Raw genomic sequence first — 20,253 nt, 5'->3', positions numbered from 1 at the left:
GCAGTACCCGCTCAGCCGAGCAGGAAGACCGAGGCGTCGCCCGTCACCACCGTCTGGTTCCGGTGCCGCAGGTACCGGGTGGCGTCGTCGGCGAGCTGGATCTTGACGCCCCGGCCCTGCGGCAGCCTGCGGAAACGCGTCGGCGTGCCGGCATCGAGGCGCACCACGCCGTCCACCACCCGCACGTGCCGCTCGGGGAGATCGACCGACTGGATCGCCTCGGTGCCGTCCCCGGCGGCGACGAACCGGAACTGGGTGTCCGCGAGCGCGTGGCCGGGCGGGCCGACGACCAGGGAGGAGTCGTCGTGCCGCACGAACCACGCGCTCGCGTCCGCGGGCGAGAGCCGGACGATCGGCCCGCCCGCACCCACCGGCACGCCGAACAGCGGTGTGCCGTCCGGGTGCCAGTAGAGCCGCTGCACCCGGGTGTGCCGGTTGGGGTCGTAGAGCGGGTCGCCGACGATGTCGCGGTAGTCGCGGGCGTGGTAGACCAGCACGTCGGTGACGCCGTCCTCGGCGACGGTGAAGCTGTTGTGTCCCGGCCCGTACCGCCCGGTCGCGGTGTCGGTGACGAAGACCGGGTCCGGCGTCTTCTTCCAGGACGCGTTCGCCAGCAGGTCGGCGCGGGCGTCCGCGGTCAGCAGGCCCATGCAGTAGCGGGCGTCGGTCGCGCTGGCCGAGAAGGTCACGAAGACCCGCCCGTTGCGGACCAGCACCGCCGGGCCCTCGTTGACCCGGTAGCCCTGGATCTCCCAGCTCCGGGTGGGTGTCGCGATCCGGACCGGCTTGCTCTTCAGCGCCCAGGGCGAGCCCATCTCGGCGATGTAGAGGCTGGAGTTCACCGCGATCTCCGGCTCGCTCTGCGCCCACACCAGGTAGCGGCGGCCGCGGTGCGCGAAGGTGGTGGCGTCCAGCGAGAAGCCGTCCCACTCGGTGGCGACCTGGCCGCGCAGCGTCCAGCCGGCCGGGTCGGCCGGGTCGGCCAGCGCCGACTCCAGCACGTACATCCGGATCCGGAAGACGTCGCCGGCGTCGCCCGCGGCGAAGTAGATGTACCAGCGGCCGTCGATGCGGTGCAGCTCCGGCGCCCAGATGTGCCCGCCCATCGGTCCCGTCGCGGGGCGGCGCCAGACCACCGATTCGGTCGCCGTGGCGAGCCCGGCGATGGTGGTCGCCCCCCGTACGACGAGACGGTCGTACTCGGGCACCGAGCCGGTGAAGTAGTAGCGCCCCCGGGTCCGCGGCGTGATGAACGGGTCGGCGCGCTGCTCGATCAGCGGGTCGGCCGTCGGCACACCGTAGATCCGCGCGTCGGAGGGCACGCCACGGTCCAGGGCCGGCCCGGCGAGGGCGCCGACGCCGGCGACGCCCAGGCCGCCGCGGAGCAGGTTACGGCGGCTGATGTCGTTCGTCATGACGGTCTTCCCCTCACTTGGTCCGCAGGCGCAGGAAGGTGACGGAGTTCGGGGCGAACGTCCGGGTGAAGGTGGACGCGATGCCGCCGACGGTCGTGGTGACCGGCTGGATCGGCTCGGCGGAGCGGGTGTTCTGCTCCTGCGGGTCTCCGGTGATGACGGTCATCCGGGCCCGGTCGGCGACCCGGCGGCCGCCGAGGTCGATCGCGGTGACGGCCGGGGTGTCCTGCGCGTTGACGACCTTGACGATGAGCTCGCCGGTGGCGTCGTCGTGCGTGATCACCTGCGCGAACGGCTCGGTCACCTGGTTGTCGGTGAAGCTGCCCCACTCGGTGCCGTTGAGGAACAGCCGCACCTCGGTGCCGCGTACCTCGATCCGGATGTCGTAGGTGGTCCCGGTGGCGATGCTGTTCGGCTTGGCGATCACGATCTCCTTGCCGCCGCCGGCGCCCTTCTGGACGGCGCCCTGCGTGTTGTTCCAGCCGCCGAGGTTCCACCAGTAGAGCTCGCCGGAGTCCTGCACCCCGAACGCGACCAGGAAGCCCTCGGCGCCGGCCTGCTTGGTGGCCTTCAGCGTCAGGTCGTAGTCGGTGGCCGTGATGTTGCCGGCCTTGACCAGGGTGTCCAGCGCGGCGGTGTCGCTCTGGCGGTAGCCGCCGTCGACCACGGACCAGGTGCCGCGGGGCTCCACCGGCGACCACTGCCCGGCGCCGCCCGCGAAGTCGTCCTCGAACAGGACCGCGCCGCCGGGCGTGGTCACCTTGATGTCGTCGTAGGTCGCCGCGGTGGCCCAGGTGGAGAGCCCGATCGCGCCGGTGATCGGCTTCGGCGTGACCACCCTGCCTGTCGCGCGGCTGGGCACCACGCGGTCGCCGACGTTGTTCATGAACAGCTTCTGCATCTGGTAGCTGGTCGAGCCCCAGGACTCGTCGTTGTCGAACCAGATCAGGTCCGGGCGCCACTGCACGTTGTCGACGTTGGCCAGCAGCGGCGCGTACGAGGCCATCCGCACCACGTCGGCGTTGCGCTCCAGCCCGGTCATGTACGACGCCTCGGCGAGCGAGTTGAACAGCTTGCTGTCCAGCGAGGCGTACTCGCCGAGGAAGACCTTCGGCCCGGCGCGGTCGTAGCTGTCGTAGCGCCGGTTGTTGCCGAGGAACCACCCCGGGCTGTTGTAGTAGTGCTCGTCGACCATCGCGACCCCGGCGGCCTTGTTCTTGGCCCACAGGGTGTCGAAGGTCGCGCCCTGGTCGTCCGGCCCGGAGTTGCTCACGACCGTGATGCCCGGGTATTTCGCGGCGATGGCGTCGCGGAACTGCAGGAAGTTGGCGAAGTAGGCGTCGGGCAGGTTCTCCTCGTTGCCGACCGCCACGTGGGTGAGCCCGAACGGCTTCGGGTGGCCCATCCGGGCGCGCAGAGCGCCCCACTCGGAACTCGCCGGCCCGTTGGCGAACTCGATCAGGTCCAGGGTGTCCTGGATGTGCCGCCGCAGCAGCGCCGGGTCGTCGGTCGCCCGGTTCTGCCCGCAGCCGGTGACCAGCGCGGGAACCACCGGCAGCGGCATGGCGCCGAGGTCCTCGGAGAACTGGAAGTACTCGTAGTAGCCCAGGCCGTACGACTGGTTGTAGCCCCAGAAGTTGGCGTTTGTCGCGCGGGTCTCGACCGGCCCGACGGTGTCCTTCCACTGATAGGAGCGGGCCCGCGGGAAGTTCGAGGCCGCGTCGTAGCCGTAGTGGCTGCCGGTGTTGACCAGGCAGCCGCCGGGGAAGCGCACGAAACCGGGCCGCAGCGCCGCGATCTTCTCGGCGAGGTCCCGGCGCAGCCCGTGGCCCTTGAACGTGTCGCGCGGCAGCAGCGAGACCATGTCGAGGCGCAGGGTTCCGGTCCCGCCGGCCAGCACCGACAGCCGGCCGGCGTCGCTGGTCCGGCTCGCCCGCACCGGTACGGCGTAACGGGCCCAGCCGTCGCCCCGCACGGTCAGCCGTACCGGCGCGGCCAGGGGCTCGCCCGCGGCGTCGCGCAGCAGGACGGACACCGTCGTCGGGGCGGGCGAGTCGCTGCGGGCCCACACCGAGAAGTCGTACGCGGCGCCGCGCCGCACCGCGATCCCGGCGTTGTAGCCGGAGTTGGTCACGCCGTACCGCCCGCCGGCCGGGTTGGTCAGGGCGAGCTTGAGGTAGGTGCGGTTGCGCTCGTTGAGGCGGTCCGCGTCGTTCACCGTGGTCGCGGTGCCCGCGCCGCCGGAGTCGCCGCCGGGCGTCCAGCCGGTCAGCCCGTGGTACGACGTGTTGTCCACCGGCAGGAACTCGAACGAGCGGTTGCGGACCAGTTCGGCGTAGAGGCCGCCGTCGGCCGCGAAGTTGATGTCCTCGAAGAACACCCCGTACATGGAGTCGCCGATCGCCGGCCCGGTGGCCGCCGGGTCGACGGTGATCGTGTAGTCGGGCGCGCCGGCGCGTGGTTGTGCCAGGACCGGTGCGGCTCCGCCGGTGGCCGCGATCAGCGTCGCGGCGACGGCGAGTCCGAGAAGACCGCGTGACGGGGACATCAGTGTCCTCCTGTGCAGGGGTGATCGAGCCCCGGGTCGCGGCGTCGACCTACGCCGATGGCAGCGATGGAGGCGATGTGAACGTTAACAACGCGGGTCGATTATCATCGATGTGTCACGCGCCGTCAATGGTCGCGTTACCCGCCGGGCCAGGCGCCCCGGGCGGCGTAGACGTCGCGAAGCACGTCGATCCGGTCGGTCATGATGCCGTCGACGCCGAGGTCGAGCAGCCTGCGCATCTCGGCCGGATCGTCGATCGTCCACACGTGCACCTGCAGCCCCAGGCGGTGTGCCCGGGCCACGAACCGGCGATCGACGACGGTCACCGGGCCGAACCGGACCGGCACCTGCGCCGCGGCGGCCGACGCCGGCAGCCGCGGCCCGGCGCCGGCCAGCGAGGAGACGCGCAGGCGCAGCACCTCGCGCCGGCCGAGCGACGTCGCGATCCCGGGGCCGGCCAGGTCGCGGATCCGGGCCAGCCGGGCGTCGCTGAACGAGGCCAGCAGGACCCGGTCCGCGGCGCCCGCCCGGCGGATCGCCTCCACAGTGGGCCCGGCGGCGTCGTCGGCCTTGACGTCGATGTTGAAGCGCACCCGCGGCCACGCGGCGAGCACGTCGTCCAGGCGCGGCACCGCGCCCGCCCCGCCGACCCGCAGTGCGGCCAGGTCGGCCCAGCGCAGGTCGGCCACCCGCCCCGCGGTGCCGGTCAGGCGCTGCAGGGACGGGTCGTGGAACACCACCGGCACGCCGTCCGCGGTCGCGTGCACGTCCGTCTCCACGTACCGGTAGCCCAGCGCGACAGCGCGCCCGAACGCCTCGGCGGTGTTCTCGTCGCCCTCGGCGGCACCGCCGCGGTGCGCGAACGCCAGCGGGAGGCGCGCGTCGAGAAACGGGAACCGGACCCCTACAGACACGCGTCGTCCAGGTCGGCGAGCAGCGTGTCCCGGCTCTCCAGCAGGTCGAACCAGGTCGTGGTCCGGGGAAGCTCGTGGGTGAAGAAGTAGCGGGCCGCGAGGCGCTTGCCGTCGTAGAACGCGCCCTGCCGGCCGGCCGCGGCCGTCGCCTGCTCCAGCCACATCCACGCGACGACCAGGTGGCCGGCCGCGTTCAGATACGCGGTCGAGTTGGCCAGGGCGGTGGTCGGGTCCGCGTCCGACCACAGCTTGCCGGTGACCTCGACGAGGCGCGCGCAGCCGGCCTCGAGCCGCTGCGCCATCCACTCGAGGTCGGCAGGCGCGCGCCCGGCGGCCGCCCGGATGGTCCGCACCAGCAGGCTCAGGCCCGCGCCGTCCTGCATGATCACCTTGCGGCCCAGCAGGTCGAGGCCCTGAATGCCGTCGGTTCCCTCGTGGATCGGGTTGAGCCGGTTGTCGCGGTAGAACTGCTCGACCGGGTACTCGCGGGTGTAGCCGTAGCCGCCGTGCACCTGGATGGCGTGGTCGTTGGCCTTCAGGCACCACTGCGACGGCCACGCCTTGACGATCGGCGTCAGCACGTCCAGCAGCAGGGCGGCGTCGGCGGTGTCGCCGGTCTCCTGCTCGTCGACGAGCTTGGCCGCGTACAGGATGAGGGCCATGCCGCCCTCGACGTAGGTCTTGGACGCCAGGAGCATCCGGCGCACGTCCGGGTGCCGGATGATCGGCACGGGCGGCGCCACCGGGTCCTTGCCGGCCACCGGCCGGCCCTGTAGCCGCTCCCGGGCGTAGGAGAGCGCGTGCAGGTAGCCGGTGTAGCCGAGGGCGACCGCGCCGGCGCCGACGCCGATCCGCGCCTCGTTCATCATCTGGAACATGTAGGCGAGGCCCCGGCCCTCCTCGCCGACCAGGAATCCCTCGCTGTCGGCGAAGGACAGCACCGCGTTGGTCGTGCCGCGGAAGCCCATCTTGTGGTTGAGCCCGACCAGCTCGACGCCGTTGCGCTCGCCGGGCACGCCGTCCGGGCCGACGACGTGCTTCGGCACGATGAACAGCGACAGGCCCTTGACCCCGGCCGGCGCGCCGGCGGCGCGGGCCAGCACCAGATGCACGATCGTCTCGCTCAGCTCGTGATCCCCGGCGGAGATCCACATCTTGCTGCCGGTGACCCGGTACGTGCCGTCGCCCGCGGGCACCGCGCGGGTGGTGACGTCGCTGAGCGACGAGCCGGCCTGCGGCTCGGACAGGCACATGGTGCCGGTGAACCGGCCCTCCACCATCGGCCCGACGAATCGCGCCACGTGCTCCGGCGCGGCGTAGGTGCGCAGCAGGTTCGCGTTGCCCATGGTCAGCATCGGGTACGCGGAGGTGGCGATGTTCGCGGCCTGGAACCAGGCGAAGCAGGCCCGGTGCACGACGTGCGGCAGCTGCAGCCCGCCGTCCTCGGCGTCCAGCGACCCGGCGAGCAGCCCCGACGCGTTGAACGCGGCGAGCGCCGCCTTGACCTCGGGGATCACCCACGCCCGGCCGTCGGCGAAGCGCGGCTCCTCGGCGTCGCCGCGCTTGTTGTGCGTGGCGAACTCGCGCTCGGCGATCTGCGCGGAGACCTGCAGGAACGCGTCGAACGTCTCCCGGGAGTGGTCGGCGAAGCGGGGCCGCGCGGTCAGCGACTCGACGTCGAGCCATTCGTAGAGCAGGAACTCGAGGTCACGCCGCGAGAGGATGTCGGACACCGTTGCACACCGCCGTTTCACGTTCGGGCACGTCAGCCTCACACTAACGGCGCAATCTCCAGTCAGAGGCCCGACAGGTCTCTCGTGCGGCTCCGCACCGGCTCGTACCGTCACTCTGAGTCGCTATGGAGGTTGCGCTATGTCGATCATGGTGGAAGTCAAGCTGGAGGCCGACCACGGCCTGGGCACGGTGCGGACGATGCCGCAGTTCCGCAGCGCCGCCGAACAGTCGGCGCTGACCGCGGCCGACCGGCAGCTCCTGCTGGACCAGGCCGCCCTGCTCATCGACACCGTGTACGTGCACCTGCTGCACAAGCGCGCCATGTACGCGATCGAGCCCACCCAGCGGCTCAGGCTGCTGCGCCACCGGCTGACCCGGATGAGCGACACGCAGTTCCACGCCGAGCTGCTGCGGATCTTCATCGAGCTGCGCGACCTGCACACCAACTACGTGCTGCCGCGGCCGTACCAGGGGCCGTTCGCCTTCCTCGGCGTGCTGCTCGAGCAGTTCTGGCGCGACGGCAAGCCCGCCTTCCTGGTGTCCAAGACGTTCCCGCACCTCACCGGCGACCCGCAACTGGTGGACGGCGCCGAGATCACCCACTGGAACGGCGCGCCGATCGCGCTCGCCGTGGTCCGCAACGCCGACCGCGAGGCCGGCAGCAACACCGACGCCCGGCTCGCCCGCGGGTGCGAGAGCATGAGCCTGCGCACCCTCGCCCTCTCCGCGGTGCCGGACGAGGACTGGGTCGACCTGCGCTACCTGGTCGACGGCACCGCGCACGAGAGCCGGCTGCACTGGCGGGTCTTCGACACCAGCGCCGACCTCAACGGCCCGCTGCCGGACAACGGCCCGTTCGCCGGACTGACCGTGCCGTCCGCGCACCTGGTCGGCCTCGACCTGCGCACCGAGGTGGTCCGGCAGGCGAAGAAGCTGCTCTTCGTGCCCGCCGCGGTCGACGAGGAGCGCCGGGTCGCCGCGCGGGCCGGCGACGTGCCGGAGCCGACCGCCGAGCAGCTCGCCGCGGGCGAGATACCGACCACCCGCCCGGACGAGCTGCGGGCCCGCGTCGTCACCACGCCCGCCGGCACCTTCGGCCACCTGCGGATCTTCACGTTCCACATGAAGGACCAGGGCATCGAGGCGTTCCTCAACGAGGTGATCCGGCTGCTGGACGTGCTGCCGAGGAACGGCCTGATACTGGACGTCCGCGGCAACGGCGGCGGCTACGTCGTGGCCGCCGAGTTCCTGCTCCAGTTCCTCACCCCGCGCCGGGTCCAGCCCGAGCCGATGCAGCTGATCAGCACGGACGCGACCCGGCAGCTCTGCGCGAACGTCGAGGACCTGGCCGCCTGGCGGGATTCGGTCGAGCAGGCCGTCGAGACCGGCGCGCAGTACTCCAGCGCGATCCCGCTCTACCCGGCCGACGTGGTGAACAGCGTCGGGCAGGTCTACCACGGCCCGGTCGTGCTGATCACCGACGCGCTCTGCTACAGCGCCACGGACATCTTCTCCGCCGGCTTCCAGGACCACGAGATCGGCAAGGTGCTGGGCATCGACGAGGCCACCGGCGCCGGCGGCGCCAACGTGTGGACCCAGCAGAACCTGGTGGACGGCTGGGCCGCGGGCCCGTTCCGCAAGCTGCCCGCCGGCGCGCAGTTCCGGGTGGCGCTGCGGCGCTGCCTGCGGGTGGGCACCCGGGCGGGGGAGCCGGTGGAGGACCTCGGGGTGCGCCCGGACGAGCTGCACCGGATGACCAGCCGGGACCTGCTGGAGGGCAATGTGGACCTGATGGAGCGGGCGGGCGCGATCCTGGCCGCGGGCACGCCCCGCCGCCTCGACGCGGAGGCCGGGCCGCGGACCGCCGCGGGCGTGGCGCTGTCGCTGACCACCGAGGCGCTGACCAGCATCGACGTGTACGTGAACCGGCGGCCGGTGAAGTCCGTCCCGATCACCGACCAGAAGCCGACGCTGCAGGTGCCGCTCCCGGCGGACGGCCCGGCGTCGATCCGGCTGGAGGGCTTCGACGGCGACACCCTGGTCGCGGCCCGCACGGTGGACGTGACGTCCTGGTCGCCGAATGTTGGTAATGTTTGAGAGGATCACACATTACCAACAGGGGGCAGCCGTGGCCGTCACTCAAATCGATCTGGACGATGAGGCACTCGCCGAGGCGATGCGGCTGTCCGGAGCCAAGAGCAAGAAGGAAACGGTCAACCTGGCACTCCGTGAGTACGCGGCCCGCCATCGGCGGATCGCGGCGCTCGATCACCATGCAACGGCCGCCCGGGGATGGGACTACGAAGGCTGGCAGGACCTGCACCGCGCGAACAAGGCACCGACCGAGTGATTCAGTATCTGATCGACTCGTCCGCTGTCTGGCGGATCCTGCGAGACGATGCCCTGCGAGAACGTTGGGCTGATGTCATCTCGGACCACGTGATCGGATCGTGCCGTCCGCAGCGCACGGAGTTCCTCCGCTCCGCTCGCGGACTGGATGAGTACGAGGAAATGACCTCGATGTTCGCCGATCTGTATCCGGACGTCGCTGTGCCCAAGAGCGCATGGCAATGGGTGGACTCCGCTCAGTACCGCCTGCTCCGGGCCGGCGCGCACAGAGCGCTGTCCTGCGTCGATCTGTTGATCTGCGCCTGCGCCGCCATCGGCGGCCTGACGGTCCTGCACGACGACAACGACCTCATCACCGCGGCCCGGCACCTTCCCGACCTGTCCGAGCGCCGGGTCCTCAACCTTCCTTGACGCACCAGTGGCATCGTCAGGCGTCGCCGGCCTCGCCATGAGGCCCGGCGTGGCGCACCCGAGCGGGCCGGTAATCTGCGGGGATGGATGTGAGTGGATGGGTGCTCGTGGCCTGGTGCCGCGCGTCGAGTTACCGCGACGAGAACCCCTGGCGCGTTTGACTGTGCAGCTGGGGCATCGACTGGGAGCCGTTCCGCGGCGACGAGGTGATGCGCACCATGCCTCGCGTGCAACATCCGGACGGCACGTTCGGCTGCCAGCTGGGCTGGTACGTCCGCCAGGCGGCCCTCGACCGCCTGGGCGTCACTCCCGGGCCCGGCCCCGCCGAGCGGATCGGCTGGTGGAGGGCGGGGCCGTCACGACTGCCGGGGTAGCACCGTCAGCACCCGGGCGATGTGGTCGCGGAACTCCGCCAGATAGTTGGCGAGGAATTCCCTGGTGGACTCGTTGGTGACCTGGCCGTCGCCGGGGAAGGTCTCCGGCGTGAAGTGGAGATAGGCCTCGGGTGAGGTCATCTGCCGGGCGTTGCAGAAACTCAGCACCGCGCGCAGGCTCTGCTGCGCGAGCGCGGTGCCGATCGCCCCGATGGAGGCGCCGATGACCGCGGTGGGTACGTGGTCGAAGGAGTTCGTGCCCCACGGCCGGGAGGCCCAGTCGATCGCGTTCTTCAGGGCCCCGGGGATGGAGCGGTTGTACTCCGGGGTCACGAAGAGGATCGCCTGCGAGCGCTGGATCGCGTCCTTGAGGGCTACCGCCTCGGGCGGATAGCTCGCGTCGTAGTCGGGGCTGTAGAGCGGCAGGTCGCGGATCGGGATCTCGGTGAACTCGAGGTCGCCGGGCGCCAGCCGGACCAGGACCTTCGACAGCTCCCGGTTGATCGACTTCGACGAAAGGCTGCCGACGAAGTAGCCGACCTGGTAAGTGGACATCGTTCTTCCTAACCTCGGCTGATCAGAGTCATCCTCCCCACCGCCGAAGCGTCGCGCAGGAGAACCGCGGCTTGGGGCTCCGGCCGGGTGGATCAGCCCGGCGGGTTCGCGCTCAGCCACGCCGCCGCCCGGCGCGGCGACGCGCGGGACAGCCAGGCGTCCTGGATCACCTCGGCCAGTTCCCCGCGGGTGAGCTCGCCGACGCGGGCGGCACGCAGCAGCACGGACGGGTGGCCGTTGAAGTGCGCGGTGGTGAAGAACGGCGACGCCGGGTCCTGGACGAGGGCCTGCTTGTCGGCGTCGGACGGCACCCAGAAGACGATGACGTCGGGGTAGCGCTCCCCGGTGGCGGGGTCGACCGCATCCGGGCGGGGGTTGCGGAAGAACACGAACGACTTGCGGCCCACCTGGTAGACGGGATTGTCGCCGCTGCCGTACTCGATGGTGACGTGTGGCATGCCCGAGGCCAGCTCGTGCACGTCCTCGATCCGGGCGGGTCTGTTCATGGGCGTTCCGGTCGGTCCAGGATCTCGTTCAGCCAGGCGTTGCCGAAGGTGCCGGCCGGGTCGTAACCGGCGACCAGCGCCCGGAAGTCGTCGAAGCGTTCGTAGCGGGAGCGTACCGCCGCCGGGTCCATGGTGAACACCTTGCCCCAGTGCGGGCGGGCCCGCAGCGGCGCGAGCTGCTCCTCCAGCGCCGACACGGCCGGCAGGACCGCGGCGGTGTCGGCGATCCAGGTGAAGTGCAGGCCGAGGCTGTCGCGGTGGTAGTTCATGCTCAGCCACAGGTCGTCCGCCGCCACCGTGCGGATCTCGTTCACCTGCAGGACCGGCGCGATCGTCTCCCGCACCCGGGCGACGGCGTCGATCGCCTCCAGGGCCCGGTCGAGCGGGACCATCCACTCCGACTGGAGCTCCGCGCCCGTGCTCGGGCTGAACTCCATCCGGAAGTGCGGCAGCCGGGCGTGCCACGGGCCGGGCACGCCGAACTGCTCGGTGCTGTTGTCCGCGGGTACCCCCGGAACCGGATGGCGGGGGCCGTCCGCCGGCCGCGCGCCGAACCACGGGCCGTCCGGCATCGCATCGGTGCGCTTGAGCCAGGCGTGGTTGATGTCCGGTCCCGCCCAGTTCGTGAACAGGCTGACGCTGTAACCGGCGCCGAGGATCTCCGGAAGGTCGGATTCCAGGCGTACGCGGGGCAGGTCGTCGAAGACGTACTGGCGGATCTCGAAGGCGGGGACCACGTCGAGGGTCAGCGCCGTGACCACGCCGAGCGCGCCCAGGCCCACCACGGCGCCGTCGAAGCCCTCGTCACCGCGGCGGAGCGTCACCAGCTCGCCGTCGCCGCGGATCAGCTCCAGGGCGGCCACGGCGGTGGCCAGGTTGCCGTTGCGCACGCCCGAGCCGTGCGTGGCGGTGGCGACCGCGCCGGCGACCGAGATGTGCGGCAGCGACGCCATGTTGTGCAGGGCCAGGCCCTCCGCGTGCAGCCGGTCGGCGAGCTCGCCGTACCGGATGCCGCCGTCGACCCGGACGGTCCGGCGGTCCGCGGCGATCTCCACGACGCGCGGCAGGCCGCCGAGGCTGACCAGGTCGCCGGTCGTGTCGGCCATCCGGTTGAAGGAGTGGCCGCTGCCCAGGACCCGCAGCGGCCCGCCCGCGGCGACCAGCTCCTGCAGCCGGGGCACCGTCACCCGCCGGTGCACCCGGCTCGCGCCGAACGTGATGTTGCCGGCCCAGTTACGCACGACGTCGCTCACGGGGCCAAGCGTAGGCGAGATTCGCTCAGGAGCCGACGGTCGCCGGTGCGGCCTCGGCCGCCGGGCGCTGCCAGCGGGTGGCGGGCTGCTTGCGGCCGCTGGCCGGCCGGGGAGCCGCCGCGGCGATCTTGCCGGCGCCGCGGTTGGGCAGCGAGAGCCGGAAGACCTTCGCCCAGGCCGAGCCGACCTGCTTCGGCATCGGGCCGCTGACGTAGTTCAGGCCGTAGCGCTCGAACAGGTCACGGATCTTCGGCGCGACCTCCTGATAGCGGTTGCTCGGCAGGTCCGGGAAGAGGTGGTGCTCGATCTGGTACGACAGGTTGCCGGTCATGATGTGCATGAGGCGGTTGCCGTCGATGTTGGCCGAGCCGAGCATCTGCCGCAGGTACCACTCGCCGCGGGTCTCGCCGTCGATCGAGGTGCGCTCGAAGGTCTCGACGCCCTCGGGGAAGTGGCCACACATGATCACCGAGTGGGTCCAGAGGTTGCGGACCAGGTTCGCGACGGCGTTGGCGGCGAGGGTGTGCAGGAACGAGCCGGTCGCGGCCGACAGCGCCGGGTGCACGACGTAGTCCTTCAGCACCTGCTTGCCGATCTTGCGGCGCACCTGCTTGAGGCGGGCCTTGAACTCCGGCGCCCGGCGCCGCTTCTTGCTCTTGAGGTTGCGGCCGAGCTCCAGGTCGTACGCGGCGATGCCGTACTCGAAGAAGCAGGCGTTGACGAAGTTCCACAGTGGCTGCCCGAGGTAGATCGGGTGCCAGCGCTGGCCCTCGTCGACGCGCATGATGCCGTAGCCGAGGTCGTTGTCGCGGCCGACGACGTTGGTGTAGGTGTGGTGCAGCTCGTTGTGCGAGTGCTTCCACTGCTCGGCCGGCGAGGCGTTGTCCCACTCCCAGGTGGTCGAGTGGATCTTCGGGTCGCGCATCCAGTCCCACTGGCCGTGCATGACGTTGTGCCCGATCTCCATGTTCTCGAGGATCTTGGCGACCGACAGGCCCGCGGTGCCGAGCAGCCAGGCCGGCGGGAACAGCGAGAAGAGCAGGACCGCGCGGCTGCCGAGCTCGAGGCGCCGCTGCACCTTGATCACTCGCCGGATGTACGCGGCGTCGTGCTCACCGCGGCTGGCCACGATCTCGTCCCGGATGGCGTCGAGCTCGAGCCCGATGGCCTCGATGTCCTCGGGGGACAGGTGTGCGATCGGGTTGACGCTCTTGCGCTGCAGCGTGGTCACGGGGGGTCCTCGGTTTCTTCGGGTGCGGGAGCTGGAGCGGGGAGAAGGCTCAGACGTCCAGGTGGCAGGGGCCGGCGGCGGCCGAGATGCAGGTCTGCACCAGCACGTTGTCGCCCTCGACGGCGGTGGTTATCGAGCCGTCGCGCAGGTCGCGGACGGCGCCCTCGGTCATCGGGAGCACGCAGCTGAAGCAGATGCCCATCCGGCAGCCGGACGGCATCAGCACGCCCGCCGCCTCGCCCGCCTCCAGCAGCGGCACGCCGCCGCCGGACTCGATCACGGTGCCGGACCGGGCGAAGGTGACCTTGCCGCCGTCGCCGGTCGCGATCACGGTCGGCCGGAAGCGCTCGACGTGCAGCTGCTCGGTGGCGCCCGCCAGGGCCCAGTGCGCGCCCAGGTCGTCGAGCATCTCGTTGGGCCCGCAGGCCCAGGTCTCCCGGTCGAACAGGTCGGGGACCAGCTCGGCGAGCTCGGCCGGGGTGATCCGGCCGTCGGCGCGGGTGTGCCGCTCGATCAGCCGGATGCGGCCGTCGGCGGCTAACGTGCGCAGCTCGTCGCCGAAGACGACGGCGTCGCGCTCCGGCGCCGAGTGGACGACGACCACGTCGCTCAGCTCGTGCAGGGCGCTGCGCAGCATGCCCATGACCGGGGTGATGCCGCTGCCGGCGGTCACGAACAACACCCGGTCGGGGCGGGACGCCGGAAGGGTGAAGTCGCCGGCCGGGTTGTCCAGGTGCACGATCATCCCGGCCCGGGCGTTGCGGATCAGGTGGTTGCTGACCGCGCCGTCGCGTACGGCGTTGACGGTCACCGACAGCCGGCCGGGCGCGCAGGTCACCGAGTAGGCCCGCCACAGCCGTACGCCGTCGACGTCGACGCCGATCCGGACATACTGCCCGGGCTCGTGCGGGCGCCAGCCGCGGCCGGGCCGCAGCACCAGCGTGACGCTGTCGCGGGTCTCGGGCCGGACGGACACGATCCTCGCCCGCAGCACGCCGGCGTTGCGCAGCGGCGCGACCACGTCGAGGTAGTCGGCCGGCACCAGCGGCGTCGTCAGCAGCTCGACGACGCGCCACGCGCCCGATCGCAGGGTCTGGGTAACGGCCATGCCACAAGGGTGCGGCGTTTTCCCGGCAATCGCCTGACCTGATCTACGTGAATCGGGGCAGCGTTATTGTTCGCAGCGAACAAATGGAGGCTAGTGTGAGTGATGCTCAGTACTTCCAGCTATCCGCGGAGGCGGTCGCTCCCCTGAAGCATGCCCTGCCGGTGGTAGCGGCGCAGACGGTTGAGGCGATTACCCGTGGCGTTCCCGCGTACGCGAAGGCGTTCACCGGCCCGCTCGGCCCGCGGATCGAGCAGGCGGTGCGCGCGGCGCTGGGCACCTTCCTGAACCTCGTGTCCCGGCCGGAGCGGCCGGCCGTGGGTTCGCCGCTCGCGCCGGCGCTCGAGGCCGCGTACGCCCTCGGCCGGGGCGAGGCGCGCAACGGCCGCAGCCTGGACGCGCTGCTCGCGGCGTACCGGCTGGGCGCCCGGGTGGCCTGGCGTGAGCTGGCGGCGATCAGCGTCCAGGGCGGCGAGGACTCCGTGACGATCGCGCACTTCGCTGAGCTGGTCTTCGCGTACATCGACGAGCTGTCGGCGGCGAGCGTCGCCGGGCACGCCGACGAGCTGGCCACCTCCGGCCGGGCCCGCCGCCGGCACCTGGAACGGCTCGCCCAGGCGCTGCTGGCCGGCGAGTCCGAGCACGTGGTCACCGCCGCCGCCGAGCGTGCCGAATGGGTGCCGCCGCAGACCCTGACCGCGGTCCTGGTGCCGGAGCCCGCCACCCGCGCGGCGCTGGAACTGCTCGACGCCCGCACCCTGCAGGCGGCCGAGGGCGGCCCGGAGGAGACGTCCGTGCTGCTCGTCCCGGACGCGCACGGCGTGTCCCGGGCCCACCTCATGCGGCTGCTGGCGGGCCGCGGCGCCATCGTCGGCCCGGCGCGGCCCTGGCAGCGGGTCCGGGAGTCGCTCGCCCGGGCGGTGCGCACCGCCCGGCTCGCGCCCGGCGACGGCGCGGCGGCGGTGGACACCGAGGATCACCTGGTCGCGCTGGTGCTGAGCGCGGACCCGCAGGCGCTGGCCGATCTGCGGGAGAAGGCCCTCGCTCCGCTCGCCGGCGAGCGGGACCCGACGGCCGCCAAGCTCGCCGAGACGCTGCGCGGCTGGCTGCTCCACCACGGCCGCCGCGACGAGGTGGCGGCGGCGCTCTTCGTGCACCCGCAGACCGTCCGCTACCGGATGACCCGGGTACGGGAACTGTACGGCGACCGCCTCCGCGACCCGCAGTGGCTGCTGCTGCTCACCGTCGCCCTGGCGTAGCGGCGGCCAGAAGCTGGAAGCACGGGCGCAGCAGGTCGACGATCTGCTCGGGCGAGGCGCCGGCCAGCCCGCCGAGCCGAAGCAGGTAACGCTCGATGATCACGCCGTGGACGATGGCGCCGAGCAGGCCGGCGCGTAGCTCGGCGTCCGCGGTGGGTATCGCGGCGGCGATCCGGCTGAGCTGGGGTTCGCCGGCCGCCCGGTAGCGGTCGGCGGCGTCGGCGTTGGTGAGCATGGAGCGCAGGACGGCCAGCGAGGCCACCGGCTCGCCGTCCAGCCGCCTGGCAAGCGAGGCGAGCAACGCCTCGGCCACCTCCTCGGCGGTGCCGGCGGGCAACTCGTCGGCGGAATGACGCGTGGCGCGCGAGAAGAGCTCGTCCTTGCTGCCGTAGTAGTGCATGACGAGGCCGGGATCGACGCCGGCCGCCCTGGCCACCGCGCGGATCGTGGTGCGCTCATAGCCGAGTTCGGCGAACATCTGGCGGGCCGCGACGAGGATGTCCTCCTCGGTCCTGCGGCGTTGCTGCGCCCGGGTCGGCTTGGGGCTCGGATCGGTCACCCGTTCATTCTACGGCTGTTGACTGAGGCGATCCTCCCGTTCTACGGTCGTTCAATGAACGCGCGTTGAACGACAGGGGAGCGATGACCGCCACGTCACGCGAGATCGTCGAGCGGCTGCTCCGGGCGGGCCGCGACCTGGATGTCGACACGTTCGTCGACCTGATGGCGCCCGACGGATACATCGAATGGCCGTACCGGCCGCCGGGCGTGCCGGGGCGGCTGCGGGGCCGCGCGGAGATCCGCCGGCACCTGACCGCGGTGGCGAAGGGATTCATCAGGTTCGACGAGTACCGCGACCAGGTGATTCACGAGACCACCGACGCCGAGGTGATCATCGTGGAATACGAGGCGCGCGGAGTCGTCGTCGCGACCGGCGCGCCGTTCCACCAGACGGTGATCGCGGCGATCCGGGTTCAGAATGGCCAGATCCTGTCCTACCGCGACTACATCAACCCACTGCCGTTGATCGAGGCACGCGCCGCCCCGGCCCAGGCCACGGAGCACTAGCCGAGATCTGAACCCCGGTGGCGTTACCTGGCCGACTGGAGCCCGCCGGCCATCGGCCCGCTCTCAGGCCCACCGGCCTTGGCTCCCGACTCGGCGATGGGAGCGGTTCGTGTGCTCGGCGTCGGCGACCTGCCGTCAAACGCCAGAATCACTACGGCACAGCTCTGATCGATCGCGGGAAGCGGCACGTTGCTGGTCGATCGCGTGAAGCGGCACGTTGCTGGTCGACCGCGAGGACCGGCACGTCGCTGATCTGGTCCCGGGATGATCCGGACGTCGCACGACCACATGCCCCGGCCCCGGCGCATCAAGCAGAGAACACGACGGATCGACAGAGACCCGAAGGCCGATGTCACCAACGAAGACCTTGCACCCGAACCGGTCTGGCTCGCGGTGGCCGGTCGCGAAGGTGCGGGCCGAAGCGATGCGCCACCTGTGCGCTGGATGGCGCTCCCATGCCGGTGCGAGTGTGTATGTCGCGTCGGAAGATCTCGGCCCCGGGTAGATGAATTCCGGTGGGGCGCGATTGCGGCGCATCCTTCGCGCGACCCATTTCGCCCGCCGATCGGTGACCCATATCATCCGCCGAGTGGCGGCCCATATCGCTCGTCGAGCGGCGGCGCATTTCACCCACCGTGCAGGCGTCGAATATCGGCATGGCGGGCAACAAATTGTGTTTGGCTCTGGGTCGGCGTTCGCACGGCGACCGTCTCGGACCTGGAAATATTCGATATGATGGAGTGTCACCGCGCCCACCGATTCACAGCGGCCACCCGAATTCAGGAAAAACCCACCGGGACCCGACCGCGGCAGAAGTAGTGCCGGAGGCCCCGCCCGGGAACCGGACGGCGAGGCTGTCGGGCACCCCGGCCACGACGACCGAGGCGCTGCCGCCGGTCGTGACACAAGCCGCATCGGCACCGATGCCGCCACCGATGCCGGTAATGCCGTCCACGGCTGCCGAAGCGATGTCCGAGGTGGCAGCGCCTGCCATGAGGCGTGCCCTGCCGGCGGTGACAGGCGGGCCGGCGACCGAGATGCTCGCGGTTGCCGGAGTGCTGTTGGGCCTGGTGCCGAGCCCGGCGCCGCCGCTGGCTGCGGCGGCGTGACCGGCTGCGGTGCGATACAGGGCCGCGATGCGGAGGGCGCGTGCGATGCGGAGGGCATTCGCGATGCAGGTGGCGACACGGGTGGGGTGGGCACTCGCGGTGCGGCGGTCACGCGCGGCGCGGCGGGTGGGGTGAGTGACTTGGGTGCGGCGGGCTCTCGCGATGCAGATGGCGGCCCGGGTGAGGTGGGAACGCGCGGTGCGGTGGGCACTCGTGGCGCAGGAGGCGACGCGGTGGGGCATGCCGGCCCGCTCTCGGGGGTCGCCGCTGCCAGGGCTGCGGAGCGGCTCAGGCGCAGGCGGCGAAGCTTCTCGCTGTGGCGTTGCTGAAGGCCCCATTTGCGATGACGCTCGTGCTCACGACGAAACTCTTCAGCGGCGGCTGAATAGTTCCGCCTCGCGGCCCGGTCCCGCATCGCCGCCAATTCCGACCTGCCGAACAATGACAACTGTCCCACCGAATAATTCTCCCGCACCCCGCCACGAAATGCCCGTGAATGATCATGCCAACCTTCATTTCGGCAATGCCGGGTCGGTGCGACAATTCCGGCGCGGCTTCACGCGCGTCGAAATGGAACCTGCCATGCCGCCAACGGAACACAGTGCGCTCGCGATTCCATGCCGCAACAGAATACAGTGCGTTCGCGATTCATTACTATGCGTGATTGAGGAGGTGATCACAGCGCGGGGCGCGGGCCCGCTCAGCCGCAAGGGAGGCGCCGGCGGCGAGTTCTGCCGACCACCGGGTCACCCGTGCGGTGCGGGTCTGGCCCGGTGCGGACGACAGCGGGAAGGGCACGGTCCGGCCGGCCGGCGGCGGGGCGCCCGCCCAGCTGCCCAGCTGCTTGATGATCACCGTCGGGCAGGTGACCAGCCGATCAGCACGCCGAGCCCGGCGACCTGCCCGCTGGCGCCGACGAAGCGCACTGTGGACGCGGCGGGATCGTTTCCCGTTGCGGCGACCATCCGTGGCACGCTCCCCGCTGGGCCGGCGCTGCAACGATCCCTATGATTTCTACCGTACTGCTGGGCGAGTGCCGGCCGGGCAAAAGGGATGGTGCGGTTGAATACCGAGATCCGCCCGGCGCAGGTGCACGCGAACGTGCCGATGGTGTCCGCCGCCGACGCCGACCTGCTGCGGGTCCCGCCGGCCACCGGCGGGTGCGGCCTGCCCTCCGGGCATCCACTCGCCGAGATCGTGGGTCGCGCGGAGACCGACCGCCTGGTCGAGGCGATCGACTCCGCTCAGCGGGTGCACGTCCTGACCGGGCCGGCCGGCATCGGCAAGACCACCGTGGCCCGGGCCGCCGCGCTGACCCTGCGGGAGCGCGACCCGGATCGGGCGCTCTGGTGGATCTCCGCCCGCGATCGTGGGTCCCTCGTGGAGGGCCTGGCCGCGTTGGCCGCCGAGCTCGGCGCGGACGACGCCGAGGTCAGCCGGGCGCGGGAGTCCGGTTCCCGCCGCACCATGTGGCGGATCGTCGAGCGGGCGCTCACCGGGCCGGCCGGCGACCCTCGGCGGCTGCTCGTGGTCGACGGCGCCGACGACCCGGACGATCTCCGGTCCGTCCTGGACGGCTCCCGCCGGCTGGTCGCCAAGAATCTGCTCGTGGTGGTCACCACCAGGCTGGGGGACGCCGGCGCCGGCCTCGTCGGCGTGGACCGTACCCCGGTCGTGCTGCTCGACCGCCGCGGCTGCGCGGAGCTGCTGCGCAAGCGGCTGCCCGGCATGGGGCAGGCTCGGTTCGAGGAGATCGCCGATCTCGCCGGCGACGTGGCGGAACGGCTGGACCGGCTGCCCCTCGCCCTGCACGTGGCCGGCACCCGGCACGGCAGCACCCCGGTACAGCACACCCTGCGGGGCCTGCTCGACGCCCTGGACGGGTTGGGTGCGGCGGCCGGGCCGGGCGATGATCCGGTGCGCTGCGTCTGTTTCGCGGTTCAGGTGGCGCTGGAGGATATCCCGGACGCCGGCAAACCCGCCGCGGAGGTGGTCCTGCACCTGCTCGCCGCGCTGGCGCCCGGTCAGCCGTTTCCCCTCGCCGCCCTCGAGGTCGCCGTCCGGCCGCTGGTCGCCGCCGACCTCACCAGCGACGAGCCGTGGATCCCGCTGCTGGAGCGCGGGCGGCGCACGCTCGTGCACTCCGGGCTGGCCGCGCTGGCCGCGTTCGGGATGGACGGGGGGAACCCGGTGGCGTCGGTTCACCCGCTCGTCGCCGAGGCGGTTCGCCGCGCGCCGACGCCGGCCGGCGCGGACCCGTCGGCCCGGTTCGCGGCGACCGCGGTGGACCGGGTGACCCGGCATCTCGGGGACCGCCCGGTCAGCGATGCGACGCTGTCGCTGTGGCGGCTGGTGATTCCGCACGTCGACCACGTCCTGGCCGGCGCCGGCACGGCCGCCGACGAGGTCGCCCTGCGCGCGG

At 71.7% G+C, this 20,253-nt stretch carries 18 protein-coding genes; 7 read left to right on the top strand and 11 right to left on the bottom strand.

The window, feature by feature from the left end; translation table 11 throughout:
* Positions 1–11 precede the first annotated feature (11 nt).
* The 4 genes from AB0F10_RS20530 to AB0F10_RS20515 form a co-directional block, all read right to left on the bottom strand.
* The gene (locus AB0F10_RS20530; protein ID WP_360627070.1) at positions 12–1,415 is read right to left on the bottom strand and encodes a family 43 glycosylhydrolase; all 1,404 of its coding nucleotides are present in this window, start codon (positions 1,413–1,415) and stop codon (positions 12–14) included.
* 13 nt (positions 1,416–1,428) lie between these two features.
* Positions 1,429–3,963 carry an alpha-L-arabinofuranosidase C-terminal domain-containing protein gene (locus AB0F10_RS20525; protein ID WP_360627067.1) on the bottom strand — a complete coding sequence of 845 codons (2,535 nt, stop codon included), beginning with the start codon at positions 3,961–3,963 and terminating at the stop codon, positions 1,429–1,431.
* A 137-nt stretch (positions 3,964–4,100) separates the two neighbouring features.
* Positions 4,101–4,877 carry a glycerophosphodiester phosphodiesterase gene (locus AB0F10_RS20520; RefSeq protein ID WP_360627064.1) on the bottom strand — a complete coding sequence of 259 codons (777 nt, stop codon included), beginning with the start codon at positions 4,875–4,877 and terminating at the stop codon, positions 4,101–4,103.
* Positions 4,868–6,610, bottom strand: coding sequence for an acyl-CoA dehydrogenase (locus AB0F10_RS20515; protein WP_360627061.1), 1,743 nt, complete (start codon positions 6,608–6,610; stop codon positions 4,868–4,870). Before AB0F10_RS20515 ends, AB0F10_RS20520 begins: the two co-directional genes overlap by 10 nt.
* A gap of 139 nt (positions 6,611–6,749) precedes the next feature.
* Between AB0F10_RS20515 and AB0F10_RS20510 the strand changes: the two genes are divergently transcribed.
* The 4 genes from AB0F10_RS20510 (at position 6,750) to AB0F10_RS20495 (ending at position 9,745) form a co-directional block, all read left to right on the top strand.
* Positions 6,750–8,708 carry a S41 family peptidase gene (locus AB0F10_RS20510; RefSeq protein ID WP_360627058.1) on the top strand — a complete coding sequence of 653 codons (1,959 nt, stop codon included), beginning with the start codon at positions 6,750–6,752 and terminating at the stop codon, positions 8,706–8,708.
* Positions 8,709–8,739: 31 nt separating this feature from the next.
* Positions 8,740–8,961 (top strand): type II toxin-antitoxin system VapB family antitoxin, encoded by a 222-nt coding sequence (locus AB0F10_RS20505; protein WP_360627055.1) that lies wholly within the window; start codon positions 8,740–8,742, stop codon positions 8,959–8,961.
* Entirely contained in the window at positions 8,958–9,371 is a 414-nt protein-coding gene (locus AB0F10_RS20500) for a PIN domain-containing protein (RefSeq protein WP_360627051.1), read from the top strand. The genes AB0F10_RS20505 and AB0F10_RS20500 overlap by 4 nt, the downstream gene beginning before the upstream one ends.
* Before the next feature lie 227 nt (positions 9,372–9,598).
* On the top strand, positions 9,599–9,745 hold the full coding sequence (locus AB0F10_RS20495) for a hypothetical protein (RefSeq protein ID WP_360627048.1): 147 nt from the start codon (positions 9,599–9,601) through the stop codon (positions 9,743–9,745).
* On the opposite strand, the gene AB0F10_RS20490 is transcribed toward AB0F10_RS20495, so the two are convergent.
* From AB0F10_RS20490 to AB0F10_RS20470, 5 genes are all read right to left on the bottom strand, one after another.
* Positions 9,728–10,300, bottom strand: a complete 573-nt coding sequence (locus AB0F10_RS20490) for an NADPH-dependent FMN reductase (protein WP_360627045.1) — start codon at positions 10,298–10,300, stop codon at positions 9,728–9,730. The genes AB0F10_RS20495 and AB0F10_RS20490 overlap by 18 nt on opposite strands.
* A 92-nt stretch (positions 10,301–10,392) precedes the next feature.
* Positions 10,393–10,806, bottom strand: coding sequence for an MmcQ/YjbR family DNA-binding protein (locus AB0F10_RS20485; protein ID WP_360627042.1), 414 nt, complete (start codon positions 10,804–10,806; stop codon positions 10,393–10,395).
* Positions 10,803–12,059 carry an FAD-binding protein gene (locus AB0F10_RS20480; protein WP_360627039.1) on the bottom strand — a complete coding sequence of 419 codons (1,257 nt, stop codon included), beginning with the start codon at positions 12,057–12,059 and terminating at the stop codon, positions 10,803–10,805. Before AB0F10_RS20480 ends, AB0F10_RS20485 begins: the two co-directional genes overlap by 4 nt.
* A 25-nt stretch (positions 12,060–12,084) precedes the next feature.
* Complete coding sequence (locus tag AB0F10_RS20475; protein ID WP_360627036.1) at positions 12,085–13,290, bottom strand: acyl-CoA desaturase; 1,206 nt, start codon at positions 13,288–13,290, stop codon at positions 12,085–12,087.
* A gap of 49 nt (positions 13,291–13,339) precedes the next feature.
* Positions 13,340–14,398 (bottom strand): ferredoxin reductase, encoded by a 1,059-nt coding sequence (locus AB0F10_RS20470; RefSeq protein WP_360627033.1) that lies wholly within the window; start codon positions 14,396–14,398, stop codon positions 13,340–13,342.
* Between the two features lie 83 nt (positions 14,399–14,481).
* Between AB0F10_RS20470 and AB0F10_RS20465 the strand changes: the two genes are divergently transcribed.
* Positions 14,482–15,654 carry a helix-turn-helix domain-containing protein gene (locus tag AB0F10_RS20465; RefSeq protein ID WP_360627030.1) on the top strand — a complete coding sequence of 391 codons (1,173 nt, stop codon included), beginning with the start codon at positions 14,482–14,484 and terminating at the stop codon, positions 15,652–15,654.
* Here AB0F10_RS20465 and AB0F10_RS20460 read toward each other — a convergent pair.
* On the bottom strand, positions 15,635–16,213 hold the full coding sequence (locus AB0F10_RS20460) for a TetR family transcriptional regulator (RefSeq protein WP_360627027.1): 579 nt from the start codon (positions 16,211–16,213) through the stop codon (positions 15,635–15,637). The genes AB0F10_RS20465 and AB0F10_RS20460 overlap by 20 nt on opposite strands.
* A gap of 65 nt (positions 16,214–16,278) precedes the next feature.
* On the opposite strand from AB0F10_RS20460, the gene AB0F10_RS20455 reads away from it, so the two are divergent.
* Entirely contained in the window at positions 16,279–16,722 is a 444-nt protein-coding gene (locus AB0F10_RS20455; protein WP_360627024.1) for a nuclear transport factor 2 family protein, read from the top strand.
* A gap of 760 nt (positions 16,723–17,482) precedes the next feature.
* Here the strand turns inward: AB0F10_RS20455 and AB0F10_RS20450 are convergent.
* Entirely contained in the window at positions 17,483–18,073 is a 591-nt protein-coding gene (locus tag AB0F10_RS20450; RefSeq protein WP_360627021.1) for a hypothetical protein, read from the bottom strand.
* Positions 18,074–18,893: 820 nt separating this feature from the next.
* Here AB0F10_RS20450 and AB0F10_RS20445 point away from each other — a divergent pair.
* The coding region (locus AB0F10_RS20445; RefSeq protein WP_360627018.1) for an AAA family ATPase at positions 18,894–20,253 on the top strand (1,360 nt) is incomplete at its 3' end.

The sequence above is a fragment of the Actinoplanes sp. NPDC026623 genome, from assembly GCF_040638275.1.
In the GTDB taxonomy this organism is placed as follows: Bacteria; Actinomycetota; Actinomycetes; order Mycobacteriales; family Micromonosporaceae; genus Actinoplanes.
This window is presented reverse-complemented; position numbering and strand designations above follow the sequence as displayed.

Excerpts from the sequence above, each read along its gene's own strand:
- AB0F10_RS20530 (WP_360627070.1), bottom strand. The coding sequence starts at position 1,415 with ATGACGAACGACATCAGCCGCCGTAACCTGCTCCGCGGCGGCCTGGGC.
- AB0F10_RS20525 (WP_360627067.1), bottom strand. The coding sequence starts at position 3,963 with ATGTCCCCGTCACGCGGTCTTCTCGGACTCGCCGTCGCCGCGACGCTG.
- AB0F10_RS20510 (WP_360627058.1), top strand. The coding sequence starts at position 6,750 with ATGTCGATCATGGTGGAAGTCAAGCTGGAGGCCGACCACGGCCTGGGC.
- AB0F10_RS20490 (WP_360627045.1), bottom strand. The coding sequence starts at position 10,300 with ATGTCCACTTACCAGGTCGGCTACTTCGTCGGCAGCCTTTCGTCGAAG.
- AB0F10_RS20485 (WP_360627042.1), bottom strand. The coding sequence starts at position 10,806 with ATGAACAGACCCGCCCGGATCGAGGACGTGCACGAGCTGGCCTCGGGC.
- AB0F10_RS20470 (WP_360627033.1), bottom strand. The coding sequence starts at position 14,398 with ATGGCCGTTACCCAGACCCTGCGATCGGGCGCGTGGCGCGTCGTCGAG.
- AB0F10_RS20465 (WP_360627030.1), top strand. The coding sequence starts at position 14,482 with ATGGAGGCTAGTGTGAGTGATGCTCAGTACTTCCAGCTATCCGCGGAG.
- AB0F10_RS20450 (WP_360627021.1), bottom strand. The coding sequence starts at position 18,073 with ATGCCCCACCGCGTCGCCTCCTGCGCCACGAGTGCCCACCGCACCGCG.